Source organism: Pararhodospirillum photometricum DSM 122 (genome assembly GCF_000284415.1).
Classification (GTDB): Bacteria; Pseudomonadota; Alphaproteobacteria; order Rhodospirillales; family Rhodospirillaceae; genus Pararhodospirillum; species Pararhodospirillum photometricum.
The window spans coordinates 2650821-2671677 of the sequence record NC_017059.1; the positions used below are offsets into that span (position 1 = coordinate 2650821).

Sequence of the window (20857 nt, forward strand, 5' to 3'; positions counted from 1 at the left end):
GGCCTCTTTTTCCCGGACGCTGCCTAGCGAATCAACGTGGTCGAAATTTCCTTGAACGCCGGATGGTCCTTGGTTGCCAGCCATTCAAACAGAGCCATCTCAACGTTAACCAGAGGGATCCCCTGCGTGGCGAGACGCTGTTTTGCCTGGGCGACGCTCTCGGGCGAGCGCGACGAACAGGCATCTTCAACAACGAACACCGACCAGCCCTGATCCTTGAGACCCAGGGCGGTCTGAGTGACGCAAACGTGCATCTCGATTCCACAAAGAACCGCCTGCCGGCGCCCCAGAGACTCCAGGCGCTCCCGGACGGCGGGCTCCAGGGCTGCCGAGAAGAATCTCTTTTCCACCATCGCTCCCTGCGGCATGTCAACCCTGATATCATGCATGGTGGGACCGAGGCCTTTGGGATACTGCTCGGTCACGACAACAGGAACCCCCAGGCGATTGGCCGCACGCAAAAGGCGCGACCCGTTCAGCAGAACGCGGCGCGGGTCCGCCATAACCGGACACAGTTTCTCCTGAACGTCGATGATCACCAGCACACTCTCGTCGGCTTTGATCAGCGAGGGTACGGGGGCGGTCATGGGCAGCTCTCCGAAAGGCATGGGACGAAAGACATGGTGTCCTTAACCCGCGCGTCCCGCAAGTCATGTCGTTGACAGAAAACGTGCCGGGGATATAGTGCCCTCGCTCGCACGCGGAACCCGTGCCCCGGTCGTGCTGAACTTCACATGCCCGGCTTCCCTTGAGACGAGGCCCCGCGACTATGGAAACCACCCCCGGGGGATGCCCCAGGTGAGGGTGCCGTCGTTTGCAGAGGAGCCCCTCCAACCCGTGGACCGATTGTTCATGCGCTTCGCCGATCTCGGCCTCAGCCCCGAAACCCTGAAGGCCATCGAGGAGGTGGGGTATACCACCCCCACTCCCATCCAGGCCCAAGCCATTCCCGTTGTGCAGCAGGGTCGCGACGTGCTGGGCATTGCTCAGACGGGCACGGGCAAGACCGCGTCTTTCACCTTGCCCATGATCGACATTTTGGCGAGTGGTCGGGCCAAGGCGCGCATGCCCCGCTCCTTGATTCTTGCCCCGACCCGCGAGCTGGCCAGCCAGGTTGCGGATAATTTTACCCTGTATGGCAAGTACCAGAAGCTGTCGATGGCGCTGCTCATCGGGGGCGAGTCGATGGGCGAGCAGCAAAAGGCCCTGGACCGGGGGGTTGATGTCCTCATCGCCACGCCGGGACGGCTGATTGACTTGTTCGAGCGCGGGTCGATCCTGCTGCGCGATGTCAAGGTGCTGGTGATCGACGAGGCCGACCGCATGCTCGACATGGGCTTCATTCCCGATGTCGAGCGTATCGTCAGCCTCCTGCCCAAGATGCGCCAGACCTTGTTCTTCTCGGCCACCATGGACAAGGAAATCCGCCGCCTAGCCGATGCCTTCCTGATGAACCCGAAGGAAGTGCGCGTCGAACAGACGCAAAAGGCCGCCGACACCGTGGAACAGGGATTGGTCGTGGTGTCGCATCACGACAAGCGGGAATCCCTGCGCCACCTGCTTCGGCGCGAGGATGTGGCCAATGCCTTCATTTTTTGCAACCGCAAGCGCGATGTCGATATCTTGCACCGGTCGTTGAGCAAGCATGGCTTCGATGCCGTGGCGCTCCATGGCGACATGCCCCAGTATGTGCGCACCGAGCGCCTGGAGCAGTTTAAAAAAGGCGAGGCTCGCCTTCTTGTCTGCTCCGATGTCGCGGCACGCGGCATCGACATCAGTGATGTCAGCCACGTTTATAACTTTGATGTGCCAACCCACCCCGAGGATTATATCCATCGCATTGGCCGAACCGGCCGTGCCGGGCGCTTGGGCAAGGCTTACACCATTGCCACCCCTGCCGATGCCAAATATGTGCGGGCCATCGAAAGCCTGCTGGGGCGCCCCGTGCCCCTGATTGCCTCTGGAGGACCTGCCCGTGTTGGATCTCGACAACGAAGAGACCACCGAGCGGCCCGAGAAGGCCGAAAAGCCCGAACGGCGCGAGCGGCTGGGGCGGCGTGGACGCGAGCGCAGCCGCCCTGCGGCTCCAGCACCGGTCGCCCCCGCAGAAGAGGCGGCCCCCGTGGCAGCACGTCCTCCCCGCGAGGAGCCTCGGCGCGAGGAAACTCGGCGGCCCGATCCCCGCGCCGAGCGCAACGCCCGTAACGGGCGTAAGGGGCGCTGGCGCGATGATCCCCAGTCCGAGGTCATGGAGTTGGATATCGAGGATGGGGTGATTGGCTTTGGCGCCTATCCGCCCGCCTTCATCCTGACGCCGTGTCTCCTTCCCCCGGAGATCCCGATCGAGGACGACGACGCTGATCTGGACCTTGGCCCCAGCGCACGGGCCGAAATCACCGAGGTGATGGAAACGCCCCTCGACGATGACGAGACCGCCCTGGATCTAGCCGGTGAACCCCGAATCGAGGACGCCCCCCCTGCCCGCTCGCGCCGGCGTCGGGACCGGGGCGAACGGGGTGACCCTGCTTGGCGCTCGGCGGCTCCGGCCGTCGAGGAGGTCCCGGTCGTCGAAGAAGAGAGGGCCGTCGAAGAGACGCGGGTCGTTGGGGAAGTAAGCGTCGAGGAAGAGAAGGGAGCCTCCCCCTTTGGTGACCTCCCCGACACCCCTGAGGAAGCCGGGGAAGCCCTGCCCGACGAAATCGCGGTTGCCCCACGGCAAGGCGAAGAGCTGGCGCCCGTCGCCCCGACCGAGCCCGAGGAGACCTCCCTCGCCCCGGTGCCCGACGTGGTCTTGGACACCCCCCAGCCCCCTGCCCTGCCCCCGCTGATCGTGCAAGAAGCCCCAGCCGCGGCGGAAGAAGTCGCGCAAGCGCCCGTTGAGCCCGAGGCCAAGCCCAAGCGGCGCCGCGCCGCCCCTAAGCGCAAAGCCGCCGAGGACACGCCGGCCGAGGACACGCCGGCCAGCGCCCCGGGAGAAGAGGCGCCCAAGCCGAAGAAGCGGGCCACACGCGCGCGCAAGACGGCGGAGCCTGCGGCCGAAGCCCCGCAAACGGAAGGCGAGGCTGGGGAAGAGGCCAAACCCAAGCGCCGTCGCACCACCAAGCGCAAAGCCGCGGAGGAAGCGCCGGTCGAGGCTCCTCAGGATCCCGAGGAGTAAAAAACTGGGGAGGCGGCGGCCTCCCCAGACCCTCGTTCTGGCCTCCCCTGCTCTCCCTCAGGGCGTGTCATCAAACCATCCCTGTCCCAATCCCCACCCGTGGGTTAATAGCCTCCCATGAAGCCGGCGTTTCGCTTGCCTTCCAAGCGAGAATGACTATCATTATCCATAGTCGTCACGGCCTCTCAGACGGGAGACAGGGAATGGCCTATATTCACAGTGTGCCGGGTCGCCTGCGCGTCAAGACCCGCTCATTTCGCGCGGTGGAAGAGACCCGGCAGCTGTGCCGGAGCCTGGCGACCTGGGACGGGGTGGAGGAAGTCACCTTTAACCCGCGCTCCAACAGTCTCGTCGTGATCTATGACCCCGCGCGGGTGGTCGAGGACGATCTGCTGGCGGCGATCCGGGCCCAGGGTCATCGGCTACGCCCCGGCACCTCCTTGCTTCACCTGCCCGCCCCGGTGCCGGCCCCGCCGGCCAAGCTCCCCCTATCCCCGCTGGTGGGTACGGCGGCGGCGGCTTTTGGCGGCGCCTTGGGCAAGGCTCTCGCCGGCGCCTTGATCAAAAGCACCATCGAACGCGGCGTGGTCGGCTTGGTGAGCGCCGCCATCCGCTAAAACCCAGGAAGTCGCGGGATCTGGGGAGGCCGTGCCTCCCCAGCCTTTTCATTCAGGCCACCACACGCGCAAAAGCCTGCGCCACCCGATCAACATTCCCCAGGTTAAGGCCAGCCACACAAATCCGGCCACTGCGCACCAGATAAATGGCGAACTCGTCGCGCAGGCGATCCACCTGCTCGGGACTCAGACCGGTGTAGCTGAACATGCCGCGCTGCTGGACCAAGTGATCGACATTGACCGCCGGCAGGGCTTCCTTCAACGCGACAACAAGGCTCTCCCGCATGGCCACGATGCGCGCGCGCATGGCTGCGACCTCGGCGATCCAGGTGGCCTTGAGGTCGGGGTCGTGCAAGACGATCTCGACCAGGGTCGCGCCCCGGGTCGGCGGGCTGGAATAGTTGCGCCGCACGGCGGCCTTGAGCTGGCCGAGCACGCGCTGGGCCGTTTCCTCCGTATCGCACACCACGGACAGCCCGCCGACGCGCTCCCCATAGAGGGAGAAGATCTTGGAAAACGAGTTGGAAACCAGGAAGGTCAAGCCGGCCGCCGCCAGGGCACGCAGGGCGTAGGCATCCTCCTCCATGCCTTCGGCAAAGCCTTGATAGGCGATGTCGAGGAAGGCAATGAGCCGGCGCTCACGCACGACCTCGACCACTTGGTCCCACTGGGCGTTGGTGAGGTCGGAACCGGTCGGGTTGTGGCAACAGGGATGCAACAACACGATGGCCTGGGGGGGCAAGGTGGCGAGGCAGGCCAACATGCCTGTGAAATCAACGCCCCGGGTCGTGGGATCGAAATAGGGATAGGTGTGGGTACGAAAGCCGGCGCCCTCGAAAATCGCGACGTGATTGTCCCAGGTTGGCGCACTGACCCACACTTCGGACTGGGGGAAATAGCGATGCAAGAAGTCGGCGCCCACCTTGAGGGCGCCGGAGCCGCCCAGCGTTTGGAGGGTGGCGACGCGGCGCTCGGCCCGGACAGCGCTGTCTTCGCCGAACAAAAGGGCCTGGATGGCATCGCGGTAGGAGGCCAAGCCTTCCATGGGCAAATACAACTTGGCCTCGGGTGGCCGGGCGTCGAGACGGGCTTTGGCCTCGGCCAGGGCCCGCAGCAAGGGCACCTTGCCGTCTTCGTCATAATAAAGGCCGATGCTCAGATTGACCTTTTCCGGCCGAGGGTCAGCCTTGAACCGTTCCATGAGCGAGAGAATGGGATCTCCCGCATACGCATCGACATGCTCGAACATCGTTCCGTCCACGTGGGGATGAGGGGCCTCAGGCGAGATAGCGATAGGGCCGATGGTTCATGGCGATCATGATGTTCAAGATCACAGCCCCCACAACGGAGGCGATCAGAACGGGCACGGGCACCAGGACCACGGACGCCAGCAAAATAGCCAGATCCAGCACCAGCTGGACCGAGCCGGCGCGAATACCGTAGCGATCTTGCAGGTAAAGGGCCAACATATTGAAGCCCCCCAGGCTGGCCCGGTGCCGAAACAAGACGATAAAGCCAAGCCCCATGATCACGCTGCCGATCACCGTGGCATAAAACGTTTCCAGACCCGCGATCTGGATAAACTGGGGGTGCAGTTCGGCAAAGCCCGAGACCAGGGCGATGGCACAAAATGTTTTAAGGACAAAAACCTTCCCCAAGGTACGCCATGCCAAATAGTAAAAAGGCATATTAAGAAAAAAGAACAAAACACCAAAGCGTATGCCGGTCATATGATGAAGAAGAATGGAGAGACCGGCCATTCCTCCGGTCAGGGCTCCCACTTTTTGCAGCAAGGTGACCCCAAAGGACACCATGAGCGTTCCCACGACCAGGGCCACCGCATCTTCCAAGCGACTATGAGGCACCCGGGTGTCCTTCAAGCCCTCTGCATCCATGATCCCTTCTCCCCTTTTTTCCAGAAGGACAGCGCCCCACGTCCAGTCCCCTGGAGAGGCCTTCGTCACACACCCACTGTCGCGACGAACAGAACAAAAATCAAAGGGGATCGCCACTCAGCTCTGGGGTCCATACCCCAAGCAAAAAGGCCCGGTCTAAACCGGGCCTCTTGAAGTCAGCGTGGCGTCCCCAAGGGGAATCGAACCCCTGTTTTCAGCGTGAGAGGCTGACGTCCTGGACCGCTAGACGATGGGGACAGCGGTGCCGCCGAGGAGTGGGTTTATACGCGGGGTTTGCCGGGGTGGCAAGGGCTTTTTCTTCCCTTGGAGCGTTTTTTAACTAGGGGGGGCGGGAAGAGAGAACGCTGGGGAGGCGGGCCTCCCCAGCCCCCTCCTTCCTTAGAAGACGGGAATCACGGCACCCTTGAACTGGTCCAGGATATACTGGCGGATGGGATCCGAGTTATAGCTCTCCACCAGCAGCTTGACCCAGGGGGCATCCTTGTCCTTGGTCCGGGTGACAATGATGTTGGCGTAGGGGCTCTCCTTGCTTTCGATCGCAATGGCATCGCGGGTCGGGTTCAAGCCGGCTTCCAAGGCATAGTTGGTGTTGATGGCCGCCGCGTCCACATCGGGGAGGGAGCGTGGAAGTTGGGCCGCGTCGATCTCGACAAACTTCAGCTTCTTGGGGTTGGCCACCACATCAAGCACACCGGGCGTCAGCCCCGTCCCCTCCTTGAGCGTCACCAACCCCTTGGACTGGAGCAGCAAAAGAGCGCGGCCGCCGTTGGTGGGATCGTTGGGCAGGCCAAACCGCGCACCGTCTGGCAAAGACTCCAGGCTCTTGACCTTCTGAGAGTAGATTCCCATCGGCGTAACAAAGTTTTTGCCGACCACCGTCAGGTCGTAGCCCCGGTCCTTGATCTGATTGCGCAGGTAGGGCTCGTGCTGAAAGCTGTTGGCGTTGAGGTCGCCATCGTTGAGCGCCTGGTTGGGCAGGACGTAATCGCTGAAGGTCACAATCTGAATGTCGAGCCCCTTTGTCTTGGCCACGGCCTTGACCTGCTCCATCACCTGCTCATGCTCGCCAGCCGTCACCCCCACCTTGATGGTTTCGGCGAGAACAGGGGTCGCCAGGGCCGACACGGCCACCAAAGCCGACGCCAGGGTCTTCAGAAAGCGCATGAAACTTCTCCTTGACGGCACCCCCCGGAGCACTCCCCGGGGGCTTCTGGACCAAGGACACCACAACACAGTTAGTCTGTCAAATTAGTTCCATTCATGCACTTCCCTTCCATCCCCTCGCCCTACCCCTCCAGCTTGACGTTGACGTAAACGGAAAATATCCTTAGCGTGGCCCTCTCAAAAAAAACACAGGGAGGACACCATGGAGGTGACGGGCGTATCCGCTCTGGTAACGGGAGCGGCCTCGGGCTTGGGAGCGGCCACCGCCGGCGTTCTGGCGGCCGCCGGCGCCCGGGTCGCCCTGCTCGATCGCGACGAAGACCGCGTCGTGGCCCAGGCCCACGCCTTGGGCCGCGAGGCCCTGGGGTTGGCCTGCGACGTGACCGACGAGGCCCTGGGGTTGGCCTGCGACGTGACCGACGAGGCCTCGGTCGAGGCCGCCCTGGCGGCCGTGGCGGCGGCCCATGGCCCAGCGCGTTTGGTGGTCAACTGCGCCGGCATCGTTTCTATCGGGCGGTTGGTGGGGCGCGAGGGGCCGCTTGACATGGCCGGATTTCGCCGGACCATCGAGGTCAATCTGATCGGCACCGCCACCATGATGAGCCGGGCCGCCCACCACATGGCGGGACTTGCCCCCCTGGGGCCCGATGGCGAGCGTGGACTGATCGTCAACACCGCCTCCATCGCCGCCTTCGAGGGCCAGATCGGGCAGGCGGCTTATGCCGCGTCCAAAGGCGGCGTCGCGGCCCTGACCTTGCCGGCGGCCCGCGAGTTCGTCAGGCTGGGCATTCGCGTGATGGCCATCGCGCCCGGGGTGTTTGAGACCCCCATGGTCTCCGACGGGCTGCCCGAAGAAGTCCGCCAGGCCCTGATTGCCAAATGCCAGTTTCCTCCGCGCCTGGGCCGGCCTGAGGAGTTTGGCCGGCTGGTTCTAGCGCTGGCGGAGAACCCCATGCTCAATGGTGAGATCATTCGCCTGGATGGGGCGCAGCGCCTGGAGCCGCGTTGACAAGGCTGGGGAGGCGCGGCCTCCCCAGACCCCACGGTCCCTGAGAGGACTAATCCCAGGTGAAGCCTTCATCTTGCATATAGATATTCGTGACCTTGCACCAGTCGGCCTGGAATTGCTCGGTTTCATACCCCTTCCAGCCCACGCGGAACGGCACGACGCAATCGCCCTCATCGCTATTCCATTCCATCACGGCGGTCTCGCCCGGCTGGATCGAGGAGTTCAGCCAGTTGGAACTCCACACCCCGTTTTCCTTGGTCTTAAAGCTCGTGATGACGTACTGACTGGTGCTGTTGTGAAGGTTGAAGCGATAGCTCCCCGCCTCAGCCCCCGTGCTGATCAAAAGGGCGGCCGCCCCGACCAGAAGGGCTGTCCAGTGGTTTGTCCGTGCCATCATGAGTGTCACTCCCCTGAAAAAAGCATCGTCCTAAAGGATGGGTGGGGTCCTTTGGTGAGACAAGATGCTTTTTTGAAAGGGCAAAAAAGGAAGGCTGGGGAGGCGCCGCCTCCCCAGCCTCCTGGGTTTCGGGGAGGGGCTCAGGCGGCGAGGAACGGGTAGTCCGTGTAGCCCTTGGCTTCGCCTTGAAAGAAGGTGCTCGGGTCGGGGGCATTGAGGGGAGCGCCGCGGCGCAGACGCTCGACCAGATCGGGATTGGCAATATAGGGGGTGCCGAAGGCGATCAGGTCGGCGTGCCCGGCCAGGGCTTGGCCGGCGCGTTCGGCGTCGTAGCGGCCGGCCGCGATATAAGGTCCGCCAAAGCGCCGCTTGAACCCCGCGAAGTCAAAGGGCTGCTCGCCCAGTTCCACCCCATGCAAATAGGCCAGCCCATAGCGTGACAGCAGGTCAGCGGCCGCGCCGAAGGTCGTGGCCGGGTCGCTGTCGTGGATCGAAAAGACCTCGAACACCGGCGACAACCGCACCCCAACCCGGCGAGGGCCGACTTCGGCGCTGACCGCTTCCACCACCTCCTGCAAAAAGCGCAGGCGATTCGCCACCGAGCCGCCGTAGGCATCAGTGCGCTGGTTGGTCCCGTCGCGCMAAAACTGGTCGATGAGGTAGCCGTTGGCGCCGTGAACCTCGACGCCATCAAAGCCGGCCTTGATCGCGTTGGCCGCCGCCGCTCGATAGGCCGCGACCAGCCCGGGGATTTCCTCGATATCCAACGCCCTGGGGGTCACGAACGGCTGGAGTCCCGCCGTCTCGGTGAAAATATCGCCATCCGGGCGGATCGCCGAGGGGGCCACCGGTAACGCGCCATCCGGCTGCACCACCGGGTGAGACAACCTCCCCACGTGCCAAAGCTGGAGGAACACCCGCCCGCCGGCGTCGTGAATGGCCTGGGTCACCGCCGACCACCCGGCGACCTGGGCGTCGTTGTAAATGCCGGGGGTGCGGGGATACCCCTTGCCCTGGGGCAGCACCTGCGAGGCCTCGGTGATGATCAGGCCCGCCGTGGCTCGCTGCCGATAGTAGTCGGCCATCAAGGGCGTCGGCACGTCACCGGCGCCGGCACGGCTGCGTGTCAGGGGAGCCATCACCACGCGGTTGGGAAGGGCAAGATCGCCCACCGTCGTGGGCGTGAACAGAGCCGGGGGAGTGTTGGGCATGGCGCGTGTCCTTTTGTTATGGACCAAGCGGTCCTGAATCCGACATGGGCGCCGATCGTGCTGGAATCAAGAGGCAGAAATAAACGGGAAGGCTGGCGAGGCGGGGCTTCCCCAAACCCCTCGATTCCCGTGCGGCGGCTCACTGGCTGGGCAAAACCGTTGCGAAAAGGAGGGCCACGGCGTCATCGAGCACGGCGGGGTCGGCCTTGGCCCGAGCGAGGGTTTGCAGGCCGAGAAGGTGGACCACCAGCAAGCGGGCGCGGGTTTGTTCGCCCAGGGGACAGGGGGCGAGGGAGCCATCGGCAACGCCCCGGGCGAGGGCCTCGGCGAAGGCGGCCTCCATGTTGCGGAAATCGTCGTGAACCAGGTGCTGCACGGCCTCATCATGCGGGCCAAACTCGACGGCCTCGTTGCAGGTCATGCACCCAAAGATTTTCTCCCCGCTTTGGGCATGGGCCACCACCTTGGCAAAATAAGCCTCCAGGGCGGCCCGGCCACTGGGAGCTTGGGTCAAGGCGGCGTGCAGGCGACGCCGACGCTCGTCGCGGTAGGCAGCAAAGGCCGCGAGAAACAACTCCCGCTTGCCGCCAAACGCCGCATAGAGGCTGCTTTTGCTCAGGCCAGTGGCATCCAGCAGATCGGCCAGCGTGGTGGCCTCGAAGCCCTTGGCCCAGAACACCCGCAGTGCTTGCAGCAAGACTTCGGTTTCATCGAAGGCACGGGGGCGAGCCATCGGTCCTCTCCTGTGCGGCGGGGAGGGAAAGAGGGATCCTGGGGAGGCCAGCCTCCCCAGCCTTCCCGGCAGGCGCTCTTACCCGCTAAAGGCATTCAATCCGGTCATGGCCCGACCGAGAATGAGGGCATGAACGTCGTGGGTGCCTTCGTAAGTATTCACGGCCTCTAGATTCATGACGTGGCGAATGACCGGGAAGGCATCGGCAATGCCATTCCCCCCCAACATATCGCGGGCAGTGCGGGCGATTTCCAGGGCCTTGCCGCAGCTATTGCGCTTGATGAGGGAAATCATTTCCGGGGCCTCACGGCCTTCGTCCATCAGGCGGCCGACGCGCAGGCAGCCTTGCAACCCAAGGGCGATCTCGGTTTGCATGTTGGCCAACTTCCACTGGATGAGCTGGTTGGCGGCCAGCGGACGCCCAAACTGCTTGCGCTCCAAGGTGTACTGACGCGCTGTGTGCCAACAGGACTCGGCGGCGCCGAGCGCTCCCCAGGCGATGCCGAAACGGGCGCGGTTGAGGCAACCAAACGGCCCCTTGAGGCCGCTGACACCGGGCAACAGGTTATCAGCGGGAACGAAGACGTCCTCCATGACGATTTCGCCGGTGGTGGAGGCGCGCAGGGAGAACTTGCCTTCAATGCGCGGGGCACTGAGGCCCTTCATGCCCTTTTCCAGGATGAAGCCGCGAATCACCCCGTCCTCGGTCTTCGCCCACACGACGAAAACATCGGCGAGGGGGGCGTTGGTGATCCACATCTTGGTGCCCGAAACCAGCCAGCCGCCGTCCACGGCGCGGGCCCGGGTGCGCAGGCTGCCCGGATCGGAGCCCGAGTCTGGCTCGGTCAGGCCAAAGCAGCCGATCCATTCGCCCCGGGCCAGGGGAGGCAGGTACTTTTGGCGCTGCGCCTCACTGCCATAGGTGTAAATCGGATACATGACCAGCGAGGACTGAACGCTCATGGCCGAGCGATAGCCGGAATCGATGCGCTCGATCTCGCGGGCGATCAGACCATAGGCAACATAATTGACCCCGGCACCGCCATACGCTTCGGGCAAGGTGGGGCCGAGAAAGCCCAAAGCGCCCATTTCGCGCAGAATCTCGGGGTCGAAGTGCTCGTTCCGGTTGGCTTCGACCACGCGCGCCGCCAATTTGTCCTGGCAATAGGCATGGGCCGTGTCGCGGATCATCCGCTCTTCCTCGCCGAGGCTGTCTTCGAGCAACAGCGGGTCTTCCCAAACGAACGGATGCTTGTCTGCGGCCATCTGAACACGCTCCGAGGCTAAAAACCGAGGGGGAGAAAAAACCGACCACACCCAAGGCCCCCACGGGCCCCTCGCGCGGCCCTCAATGGTTGACCGAGGTCCTGGATGGGGTCAACGGTCCAGGTGAGAGGGAGATCCCAGGATGGGAGGGGGCTGGAGAGGCCCCGCCTCCCCAGCCTGTCTTTTTTTGTCTTTCCCGACCAGAAATCCCGCTCAGCCGGTTGCCCCGCAAAGAAAACCCTTCCCTTTTGCATCGCACTGTGCGCATCGTTTGGGTGGATCGGAGCCGCGCGTGGACAGCGTGACAACAGCTTGAGCGGCGCCGAGGGAACGAGGATGTGCCCCGTTCCTAGGCCCCCATTGCGGGGCACACCTCCAGGCAGCTTTTCCATGCAGGCTTCCTTTCTCGGCCCCCGGCGCACGCGCAGGCGGCGCCTGCCCGTTGTTGCCGGGCCCCAACCGAAAGAGTGACGTTGACCGATTTCGCGACCCTCGGCCTCGCCGAGCCCCTTCTTCGCGCCGTTGCGGCGGAAGGCTACACGACTCCGACCCCCATTCAAGCTCAGGCCATCCCTGCCCTGCTCCAGGGCCGGGATTTGCTGGGCATCGCCCAAACCGGCACCGGCAAGACGGCGGCCTTTGTGCTGCCCACCTTGCACCGCTTGATGGGGCGCCCTGAGCGCGCCCCGCGCGGCACCTGCCGGGCGCTGTTCCTGGCGCCAACCCGCGAGTTGGCCTACCAGATCAATGAATGCGTGCGCGCCTATGGCCGTTTCGCCCGCCTGAGCTCGGCGGTGGTCGTGGGCGGGGTGCGCCCCGGCCCGCAGGTCAAGGCTCTGAGCACCGGCGTGGATATCCTGGTGGCCACCCCGGGCCGTCTGCTTGACCACGTGGGGACCGGCATCTTGCGCCTGGACTTCACTGAGGTGGTGGTCCTCGACGAAGCCGACCACATGCTGGACCTGGGCTTCCTGCCGGCGATTCGCCGGATCATGGCCCGGCTGCATGGCGAGCGGCAGACCGTCTTGCTCTCGGCCACCATGCCCGCGCCCATCCGCGCCCTGGCCAACGACTTCTTGCGCGACCCCTGCGAGGTCCAGATTGCCCCGCAGTCCCGGCCCATCGAGCGCATCGAGCAATCGGTGATGATGGTGGAAGGCCACGCCAAGCGCGATGTTCTGGTCGATCTGCTGCGCCAGAACGCCGAAGGCCGCTCCATCATTTTCACCCGCACCAAGCGCGGCGCCGACCGGGTCACCGATCATCTGCGCGCGAGCGGCCTGCCGGCCGAATCGATCCATGGCAACAAGAGCCAAGTCCAGCGCGACCGGGCCCTGGCCGCCTTCAAGGGCACCATGGTGCGCATCCTGGTCGCCACCGACATTGCCGCGCGCGGCATTGATGTGGATGGCATTTCGTTTGTGTACAACTATGAGCTGCCCAATGTCCCGGAAGCCTACGTGCACCGCATCGGTCGCACCGCGCGTGCCGGAGCCAGCGGTGTAGCCATTTCCCTGTGCGACCCTTCTGAGCGGCCCTTGTTGCGCGATATCGAGCGCCTGATCGGCAAGTCGCTGAGTGGCGAGGCGGATCCGCCGCCGCCGGCGCGCCAGCGGCGCTCGGGACCGGCCCGGCCGCAGCGCCCTCGGGTCGTGACCGACGACGGCACCGAGGGACACCGGGGACCGCGGGACGCCCGGACCGAAGGACACCGGGAGCCCAGGATGCCGCGGGAGCCGCGCGCCGAGGGCAACCGCGACCCCCGCATGCCGCGTGAACCGCATGCCGAGGGACACCGGGAGCCTCGCATGCCGCGCGAACCGCGCGCCGAGGGCCAGCGCGACGCTCGCGGGCCGCGGACACGGCCGGAAGGCCAACGCGACGCCCGGGGACCGCGGACCCGGCCGGAAGGCCAACGCGACGCCCGGGGACCGCGCAGTGCCGGTGAGAGCCGGGAGGGCTCGCAGGGCCGCAAGCGTCGCTCGTTCTCGGCGGCCTGATGAATGACCAGAAAGTCTGGGGAGGCACGCCCTCCCCAGACTCTTTTGTGACGAGAGAGACTAACGTGCTGGATTTTGGGGGGGAGTGACGGGGATGAGGCCGGTTGAGATTCCGCACCCTCCGGCGGTCGCCTCCCGGCCGGCCACGGCTTTGGTGACGGGCGCGGCGCGGCGATTGGGACGCGCTTGTGCTTTGGAGTTGGCCGCGCTGGGGTTTGATGTCGCTGTCCACCACCGTGATTCGCCGCAAGAGGCCGAGGCCACGGCCGCCTCGATCCGCGCCCTCGGGCGGCGGGCCGTGGTGCTGACGGGCGATCTGGCCCGCGAGGACGAGGTCCTGGCTTTGGCCAGCGCGGCGCACGACGCCCTGGGGCCGATCGGGGTGCTGGTCAACAACGCCTCGGTGTTTGAGTTGGACCTGTGGGACAGCGCCACCCGGGCCTCGTGGGACCTGCACCTGGAAACCAATTTGCGAGCCCCCTTCGTGCTCAGTCAGGCCATGGCCCGAGCCCTGCCTCCCCAGGCCACCGGGGTGATTATTAATTTGATTGATCAGCGGGTGTGGAACCTCACCCCCTATTTCACGAGTTATACCTTATCCAAGGCCGGCCTGTGGACCTTGACCCAAACCCTGGCGCTGGCCTTGGCCCCGCGCATCCGGGTGAATGCCATTGGCCCCGGTCCCGCCCTGCCCAGCGTGCGCCAGACGGTGGAACAATTTGCGGCCCAGGCGGCGGCGGTACCGCTTGGCCACGGCACCTCCCCGGACGAGATCGCCCGGGCCCTGCGCTTCATCTTGGAAGCGCCTTCCATGACCGGCCAGATGATCGCGCTTGATGGCGGCCAGCACCTGGGCTGGGCCCAGGGAGGCACGTTGCGCGCCCTGGACGAGTGAGCTGCGAGCACAAGGATCCCGGCCGTGACCAAGCGCAAGACCTCCGTGATTGAACCCCTGCGCATTGCCGATGCCCGGCATGGGGTCCGCCACGTCTTTGTGCGTGACCTCACCCTGAGCGCCAGCATCGGCGTGTATCCCCACGAGCACCAAAGCCCCCAGCGCGTGCGCATCAACCTCGACCTCGGGGTGCGCGAGACGGGAACGCCACTGGAAGACAATCTCGACAACGTGGTGTGCTACGAGGCGATCATCGTTCGGGTGCGCTCGGTGGTTGCCGATGGGCATGTCTGCTTGGTCGAGACCCTGGCCGAGCGCGTCGCCTCCCTCTGTCTCCAGGACCCGCGTGTGCTCTCGGTACGGGTGCGGGTGGAGAAGCTTGATGTGTTCGAGGACGCCCACAGCGTGGGGGTCGAGATCGAGCGCTTCAGTCCCCTCGACCGCTAGAAGACAGCCGCTCCCTTCCCCACCATGATGCACAGCCCCCACTCCTTCCCAGGACCGGAGGGGTCTGGGGAGGCCCCGCCTCCCCGGCCTTCTCTTGCCCTGCCTCCCTTTTGGTTCAAGCCATGGAAGACCTCTCCCCGCCCCTGATCGGCGCCGACCTGATCCGCTCCCAGTTGCGGTTGTTGCCCATGAGCCCCGGCGTCTATCGCATGATCGACACCCGCGGCGATATTCTGTACGTGGGTAAAGCGCGGGAATTGCGTCGCCGGGTGACGTCCTACACCCAAACCCATCGCCTGCCGATTCGGCTTCAGCGCATGGTGGCGCAAACGGTGGCGCTGGAGATCATCACCACCCACACCGAGGCGGAAGCCTTGCTGCTGGAATCGAACCTGATCAAGCAGCTCAAGCCGCGCTACAATATTTTGCTGCGCGACGACAAAAGCTTTCCCTACATCGAGATCACACCGGGCCACCCCTTCCCGCGCATTGTCAAGGTGCGCGGCGGCCGACCGCAAGGTGGCAGCCACTTCGGCCCCTTTGCCTCGGGCCGTGCGGTCAACGATACCCTGTATGCGCTGCAACGGGCGTTCATGCTGCGCACCTGCACCGATAGCGTGTTCGCCAACCGCAGCCGCGCCTGTCTGTTATATCAAATCAAGCGCTGCTCCGGCCCCTGCGTTGAGCGCATCAGCGCGGCCGAGTATGGGGCACTGGTAGAAGAGGCGCGGGCCTTTTTATCGGGCAAAAGCACGGCCTTGCAACGCGAACTAGCCCGGCGCATGGAAGAGGCGGCCGCCGCCTTGGCGTTCGAGGCGGCGGCGGTGTTTCGCGACCGCATCAAGGCCCTGACCAATGTTCAGGGCCACCAGGACATCAACCTGCCGACTCTGGGCGAGGCCGACATCGTGGCCTTGCACGCCGAGGGCGGGCAGACCTGCGTGCAGGTGTTTTTYTTCCGGGGCGGCCGCAACAACGGCAACCGACCGTTTTTTCCCACACACGGGGCCGACCAGAGCCGGGGCGAGGTGCTGGAGAGCTTTATCGGACAGTTTTACGCCCGCATGCCGCCGCCGCGCCTGATCTTGCTGTCCGAGGACCTGCCCAACCGCGAGCTGGTGGAAAAGGCCCTGACCCTGCGGGCCGGAACGCGCGTCACTGTGGTCGTGCCCCGGCGCGGCAACCGGCGCAAGTTGGTGGACCACGCCGCGCTCAACGCCCGCGAGGCCTTGGGCCGGCGGCTGGCCGAGACCACGGCCCACCGAACCTTGCTGGCCGGGGTGGCCCAAGCGTTTCATCTGGAGCGCCCACCCGAACGGGTCGAGATTTACGACAACAGCCACATTCAAGGGACGCACGCGGTGGGCGCCATGGTGGTGGCGGGTCCCGAGGGTTTCGTGAAGACGGCCTACCGGACCTTCACCATCCGCGACCCCAGCACCACCCCGGGCGACGATTTTGCCATGATGCGCGAGGTCATGCGCCGCCGCTTTAGCCGGGCCCGCACGGAAGACCCGGAGCGCACCCGGGGCCAGTGGCCCGATCTGGTCTTGATCGACGGCGGCCCCGGTCAGATCAGCGCGGTGGGGGCGGTGCTGGCCGAGTTGGGGATTCACGACCTTGTGGTGGTCGGCGTGGCCAAGGGGCCGGATCGTGACGCCGGACGCGAACGCTTTTTCCCGCTAACCGGCGGCGGGCCCCTCAGCTTTGCGCCCAACGACCCGGTGCTGTGCTATTTGCAGCGCCTGCGCGACGAGGCGCACCGCTTTGCCATTGGCAGCCACCGGGCCAAGCGCTCGCGGGCCCTCAGCGGCTCGCCGCTCGATACCATCCCCGGCATCGGGGCCAGCCGCAAAAAGGCGCTGTTGCACCACTTTGGATCGGCGCGGGCGGTGGCCCAGGCGGGGCTCGCCGACCTGGAGGTCGTTGAAGGGATCAGCGCGGCTCTTGCCAAAAAGGTCTATGATCACTTTCATGGGGGAGGATGAAGGAGGGGCTCTCTCCTTCGGTCTCCGAGGACCCCGGACCGCCGCAAAAGGACGATACCCTTGCTGACCCTGCCCAATGTCCTCACCCTCGCGCGCATCGTCGTCATTCCGGTGATGGTGGCCCTGTTCTATATCGACGCCCCGGCCGCGCGCTGGGTGAACGGGACCTTGTTCATCGCCGCCGCCATCACGGACTTTTTCGATGGCTGGCTGGCCCGCCGGAGCAATCAGGTCTCGCGCTTGGGGCGTTTTCTTGATCCCATTGCCGACAAGCTGCTGGTAGCGGCTGTCTTGATGATGCTGGTGGGCGTGGGCCATATCAGCCCGTGGAGCTATCCCGCCGCCGTGGTCATTTTGATGCGCGAGATCCTGGTTTCGGGCCTGCGCGAGTTTCTGGCGGAAATCCAGGTCATCATGCCGGTGACCCGACTCGCCAAGTGGAAGACAACCGTCCAACTCGTGGCTCTCGCCGTGCTGATCCTGGGTCCCCTTCCGGGGCTTGGCCTGCCGGTGAGCCTCCTGGGCGAACTCTTGTTGTGGGTCGCGGCCACCATGACCCTGATCACCGGCTACGATTACCTGCGCCTTGGCCTGCGCTACATGGGACCGGAGCATGACCAACCCGCTCCCCCCAAAAAAAGCGGTGCCCACGTTCCCCTAACACCTCCTGCCCCCGACGCGCCCCCTGTGAACGAGGGGCCTGGGGAGGCCGCGCCTCCCCAGTTTTTTGTTATCCTGGCCCTGTCGCTCTCACGCCCTTGGGCCGGCGCAATAGGGGAAACCATGTCGGAACGACCAGAGGCCTCGGCTCCCTCCCAGACAGGAGAAGAAACGGCGCTGTCGTTACTGCACAGTGCCCCCCTGGCCCTGACCCACTTCATGACGTGGCAAAAGCGAATCGTGACCTCGCTGCTGCGGACCCGCGACCTGCAAACCACCTTGGAAACCCTGGTCCACCTGATCGAGGACCTGAATCCCGGGGTGCTCTGCACGGTCATGCGTCTCTCGGACAACCGCTTGTTTTTCGCCGCCGGCCCCAGCTTCCCCGATTTTTATCACGAGGCGGTGGACGGGGTGGAAATCGGTGAGGGCGTGGGTAGTTGTGGCACGGCCGCCTTCCGGGGCGAGACGGTCATTGTCGAGAACCTGTACTCCCATCCCTATTGGGCCAATTTCCGCGGCTTGATGTCGGCGGTGGGGGTCGCCTCGTGTTGGTCGGAGCCGGTGCGCACCCACGAAGGGCGGATTCTGGGCACCTTTGCCCTCTACCGACGCAAGCCCCATATCCCCAGTGCGCAAGAGCTGGAACAGATCAAGGTGTTCGCCGACCTCACGGCCATCTTCATGGAATTCTGCGCCGCCGACCAGACTCGGCAGATCACCGAGCAACGCCTCCTCCACGTCGTGGCCGACATCCCCGGGGCCCTCTATGAATTTCGCCTGACGCGCGACGGCACCATGAGCCTCCCCTTCCTGAGCGAAGGCATCCGGCGCCTGACCGGCCACGCCCTCGGCCCCGTGGTGCCCGACGCCCGCGCTTTGCTGATGAACATCGCCACCGGTGACCGCCGGGCCGCCTTGCTCGACAGCATCCTGCACTCGGCGCAAACCCTGACACCGTGGGCCAGCGACCTCCCCCTCCCAGGAGACGATGGCCCGCGCTGGCTGCGCTGCGAGGCCCGCCCCCGCCGCCATCCCGATGGCTCGGTGGTGTGGGCGGGGGTGATGACCGACATCACCCGCGACAAACAAAAAGCACAGCAAGACCACGCCACCACCACCGCCCTGGCCCAAACCAACGCCGCCCTGGAAGGCTTCGTGACCACAGCCGCGGAGGACCTGAGCGATCCCTTGCGCATGATCGCGGGTTTCCTCGCCCTGCTACGCCGACGCCTCGCACCGGTGATGGACGAGGAAACCCGGGAAGTGATCGACTTCGCCGTGGAGAACGCCCAGCGCCTGGAAGACCACGTGGGAACCCTGCTGGCCTATACCCAAAGCCAAAACGAGCCCGAGGCGGTGGTGGCGCTCGACACCGTGCTGGCCGAAAGCCTGACGCTGTTGTGCACCCGCCACCCGCGCGTCAACGAGCGCCTGCGCGTCGAAACGCCCCTGCCCTCGGTGGTCGGACGCAAGACCCAACTGATTTTGGTTTTTCAAGCCGTCCTGGAGGCCTTCCTGCGCCCGCCCTTCACCGGGGTGACGCTACGCACTCGTGAGGGCGAAAGCGACTGGGAGATCACCTTCGCCTCCGCTGATCTCCGCGTGTCCGGCGATCTGCCCCTGGGACTTGCCATGGCCCGCCACATCCTCACGGCCCACCAGGGCAGCCTCAGCCTTGAGGCGGGGCGGGCGACGTTGCGGTTGCTGAAGAAAGGGGAAGGGTAAAAAAAGCCAGTGGACGGGGCGCCGTATCCGCTGCGTTACCCTTACGAGACGCCGGGGTTGTATGCGCCGACCTATCCAGCCGATGCCGCCGCCCGCGAGCGGCTGCGCGACGAGGGCCTCAAGAAGGACGGTAGTCTGGTCCACCAAGTGCCGGGGGCGTTGCCGCCGGCTCCGCAGGACCCGTAAGCGGTGAGACGGGCACGGGCGTGGCTGGTGGCCTTGGCCTTGGGGCTGGCGGTGGGGGGGCGGGCCGATGCTCAATCCCCCATCCAGCCGCTGGTCGCCGACCTGTCGCAGCACTTGGTGGCCATCACCACGGCCTACTCGGGCACCGAGGTGTTGCTGTTTGGTGCCACCGATGGCCCCGGTGACATCGTGATGGTCGTGCGCGGCCCCATCCTGACCCACGTGGTGCGCAAAAAGGACAAGCTGGGCATTGTTTGGGCCAACCGCGAGAGCGTGATCTTCGAGGATGTGCCCAGCTTTTACCGCGTGGCCGCCAACCGGCCCCTGGAACAGTTCGCCAAGCCCGAGGTGCTGTCGCGCCATCAGATCGGCACCAAGTTCCTGACCTTGCCCATCGCCCAGGAAGACACCCTGTCCCCCGAGGAGCAGGCCCAATTCCGCGAGGCTTTCTTGCGGCTCAAGCGCGAGGCCGGCCTTTATGGCGGCGACGACATCGGCGACGAGGACACGGAGCCGCGTATCCAAACCTTGAGCAACCGCCTGTTTCGCGTCACCCTCAAGTTTCCCGCCAACGTGCCTGTCGGCCCCTACAGCGTCGAGGTCTACCTGTTTCGCGATGGACAGGTGGTCAGTGCCGAGATCACCCCGCTGATTATCAGCAAAATCGGGGTCGGCGCCGACATGTACGGGGTGGCCATGGACTGGCCGTGGACCTACGGCATTGTCGGGGTGATCGTTGCTGTGACTGCCGGCTGGCTGGCCGGGGTCCTCTTTCGCAAATAAGGCGAGGCCATGCCCCTTCCTCCCGCTCCCCTGCACGACCGGACTTTCCTTGTTGTCGTGGACGACACCGAGGAAATGCGCGCCGCCCTGACCTTTGCCTGCCGCCGCGCCCGCGCCACCAACGGCCGCGTCGCCTTGGTGCGCATCATCGAACCGCCCGAGGTCCAGCACTTTGCCTTCATCGGCAAAATCATCGAGCAAGAAACCCGCGAGGACGCCGAGCAGACCCTCCAGCGCATGGCCGCCGAGGTCAACCGCCGCTCCGGCCACCTGCCCTCCCTTTACGTCCGCCAGGGCAAGCCGGTGGACGAACTCCTGGCCCTGGTGCGCGACGAACCCGGCATCTCCGTCCTCGTCCTTGCCGCCGGCGCCGGCAAGGACGGCCCCGGCCCCCTGGTCACCGCCTGCGGCCACGGCCTGGGCTCCCGCCTGCGCATCCCGGTGACGATTGTCCCGGCTGGCATGAGCGAGCGTGACATTGAGCGCTTGGCCTGAAGGGCTTGAGTCCGGGGCATAATCCCGGGTTTTCAACAAGCTTATCCACAGGGCCACGATTCGAAAAAAGGCGATAAATCAGGGGATTGACTTAAGCGGCGCGACTCGCTGGCCGGTGTTGACCCCGCAGCGACGGCGTTCCAGAAACGCGGGGCTGCCGCCCGGTCCCCGCCTGGAGGCTGACGCCTCCAGACCTCCACTTTCT

At 65.2% G+C, this 20857-nt stretch carries 20 protein-coding genes and 1 tRNA gene; 12 read left to right on the plus strand and 9 right to left on the minus strand.

From position 1 onward, the window contains the following. Positions 1 to 23: 23 nt before the first annotated feature. Complete coding sequence (locus RSPPHO_RS11870) at positions 24 to 587, minus strand: hydrolase (RefSeq protein ID WP_041795293.1); 564 nt, start codon at positions 585 to 587, stop codon at positions 24 to 26. A gap of 250 nt (positions 588 to 837) precedes the next feature. Here RSPPHO_RS11870 and RSPPHO_RS21080 point away from each other — a divergent pair, with 250 nt between their 5' ends. From RSPPHO_RS21080 to RSPPHO_RS11885, 3 genes are all read left to right on the plus strand, one after another. Further along, positions 838 to 2205, plus strand: a complete 1368-nt coding sequence (locus RSPPHO_RS21080; protein WP_339325383.1) for a DEAD/DEAH box helicase — start codon at positions 838 to 840, stop codon at positions 2203 to 2205. After that, positions 2123 to 3157: a hypothetical protein gene (locus tag RSPPHO_RS21735; RefSeq protein WP_041795296.1), complete on the plus strand. Its 1035-nt coding sequence runs from the start codon at positions 2123 to 2125 to the stop codon at positions 3155 to 3157. The genes RSPPHO_RS21080 and RSPPHO_RS21735 overlap by 83 nt, the downstream gene beginning before the upstream one ends. Before the next feature lie 203 nt (positions 3158 to 3360). Further along, positions 3361 to 3774 carry a heavy-metal-associated domain-containing protein gene (locus RSPPHO_RS11885; protein ID WP_041795298.1) on the plus strand — a complete coding sequence of 138 codons (414 nt, stop codon included), beginning with the start codon at positions 3361 to 3363 and terminating at the stop codon, positions 3772 to 3774. A 52-nt stretch (positions 3775 to 3826) separates the two neighbouring features. Here the strand turns inward: RSPPHO_RS11885 and RSPPHO_RS11890 are convergent, their stop codons facing one another. The 4 genes from RSPPHO_RS11890 to RSPPHO_RS11905 form a co-directional block, all read right to left on the minus strand. Beyond that, positions 3827 to 5023 carry an amino acid aminotransferase gene (locus RSPPHO_RS11890; protein WP_041795299.1) on the minus strand — a complete coding sequence of 399 codons (1197 nt, stop codon included), beginning with the start codon at positions 5021 to 5023 and terminating at the stop codon, positions 3827 to 3829. A 28-nt stretch (positions 5024 to 5051) separates the two neighbouring features. After that, a complete protein-coding gene (locus RSPPHO_RS11895; protein ID WP_041795302.1) occupies positions 5052 to 5669 on the minus strand; it encodes a YitT family protein in 618 nt (205 codons plus the stop codon). 182 nt (positions 5670 to 5851) lie between these two features. After that, a tRNA-Glu gene (locus RSPPHO_RS11900) sits at positions 5852 to 5927 on the minus strand. A gap of 141 nt (positions 5928 to 6068) precedes the next feature. Beyond that, on the minus strand, positions 6069 to 6854 hold the full coding sequence (locus RSPPHO_RS11905; protein ID WP_041795303.1) for a MetQ/NlpA family ABC transporter substrate-binding protein: 786 nt from the start codon (positions 6852 to 6854) through the stop codon (positions 6069 to 6071). 202 nt (positions 6855 to 7056) lie between these two features. Here RSPPHO_RS11905 and RSPPHO_RS11910 point away from each other — a divergent pair, with 202 nt between their 5' ends. Then, positions 7057 to 7863 carry an SDR family NAD(P)-dependent oxidoreductase gene (locus RSPPHO_RS11910; RefSeq protein WP_014415480.1) on the plus strand — a complete coding sequence of 269 codons (807 nt, stop codon included), beginning with the start codon at positions 7057 to 7059 and terminating at the stop codon, positions 7861 to 7863. Between the two features lie 49 nt (positions 7864 to 7912). Here RSPPHO_RS11910 and RSPPHO_RS11915 read toward each other — a convergent pair whose 3' ends face one another. The 4 genes from RSPPHO_RS11915 to RSPPHO_RS11930 all read right to left on the minus strand — a co-directional run bounded on the left by RSPPHO_RS11915 (position 7913) and on the right by RSPPHO_RS11930 (position 11470). Next, positions 7913 to 8260, minus strand: a complete 348-nt coding sequence (locus RSPPHO_RS11915; protein ID WP_242390482.1) for a hypothetical protein — start codon at positions 8258 to 8260, stop codon at positions 7913 to 7915. 140 nt (positions 8261 to 8400) lie between these two features. Further along, positions 8401 to 9471, minus strand: a complete 1071-nt coding sequence (locus tag RSPPHO_RS11920) for an alkene reductase (protein ID WP_041795305.1) — start codon at positions 9469 to 9471, stop codon at positions 8401 to 8403. Between the two features lie 139 nt (positions 9472 to 9610). Next, complete coding sequence (locus RSPPHO_RS11925; RefSeq protein ID WP_014415483.1) at positions 9611 to 10204, minus strand: TetR/AcrR family transcriptional regulator; 594 nt, start codon at positions 10202 to 10204, stop codon at positions 9611 to 9613. A 78-nt stretch (positions 10205 to 10282) separates the two neighbouring features. Further along, complete coding sequence (locus RSPPHO_RS11930) at positions 10283 to 11470, minus strand: acyl-CoA dehydrogenase (protein ID WP_041795306.1); 1188 nt, start codon at positions 11468 to 11470, stop codon at positions 10283 to 10285. Between the two features lie 467 nt (positions 11471 to 11937). On the opposite strand from RSPPHO_RS11930, the gene RSPPHO_RS11935 reads away from it, so the two are divergent. The 8 genes from RSPPHO_RS11935 to RSPPHO_RS11965 all read left to right on the plus strand — a co-directional run bounded on the left by RSPPHO_RS11935 (position 11938) and on the right by RSPPHO_RS11965 (position 20652). Beyond that, a complete protein-coding gene (locus RSPPHO_RS11935) occupies positions 11938 to 13470 on the plus strand; it encodes a DEAD/DEAH box helicase (RefSeq protein WP_014415485.1) in 1533 nt (510 codons plus the stop codon). A gap of 94 nt (positions 13471 to 13564) precedes the next feature. Continuing rightward, entirely contained in the window at positions 13565 to 14365 is an 801-nt protein-coding gene (locus RSPPHO_RS11940; RefSeq protein ID WP_041795312.1) for an SDR family oxidoreductase, read from the plus strand. Between the two features lie 24 nt (positions 14366 to 14389). Then, positions 14390 to 14812 carry a dihydroneopterin aldolase gene (gene folB, locus RSPPHO_RS11945; RefSeq protein WP_014415487.1) on the plus strand — a complete coding sequence of 141 codons (423 nt, stop codon included), beginning with the start codon at positions 14390 to 14392 and terminating at the stop codon, positions 14810 to 14812. A 122-nt stretch (positions 14813 to 14934) separates the two neighbouring features. After that, positions 14935 to 16800: an excinuclease ABC subunit UvrC gene (gene uvrC / locus RSPPHO_RS11950; RefSeq protein WP_041795314.1), complete on the plus strand. Its 1866-nt coding sequence runs from the start codon at positions 14935 to 14937 to the stop codon at positions 16798 to 16800. 60 nt (positions 16801 to 16860) lie between these two features. Then, positions 16861 to 19188, plus strand: coding sequence for a CDP-diacylglycerol--glycerol-3-phosphate 3-phosphatidyltransferase (pgsA, locus tag RSPPHO_RS21740; RefSeq protein ID WP_014415489.1), 2328 nt, complete (start codon positions 16861 to 16863; stop codon positions 19186 to 19188). 57 nt (positions 19189 to 19245) lie between these two features. Continuing rightward, positions 19246 to 19374 carry a hypothetical protein gene (locus RSPPHO_RS21555; protein WP_277905213.1) on the plus strand — a complete coding sequence of 43 codons (129 nt, stop codon included), beginning with the start codon at positions 19246 to 19248 and terminating at the stop codon, positions 19372 to 19374. Between the two features lie 3 nt (positions 19375 to 19377). Then, positions 19378 to 20157 (plus strand): TIGR02186 family protein, encoded by a 780-nt coding sequence (locus RSPPHO_RS11960; protein WP_014415491.1) that lies wholly within the window; start codon positions 19378 to 19380, stop codon positions 20155 to 20157. Between the two features lie 9 nt (positions 20158 to 20166). Beyond that, entirely contained in the window at positions 20167 to 20652 is a 486-nt protein-coding gene (locus RSPPHO_RS11965; RefSeq protein WP_014415492.1) for a universal stress protein, read from the plus strand. Positions 20653 to 20857: the final 205 nt, after the last annotated feature.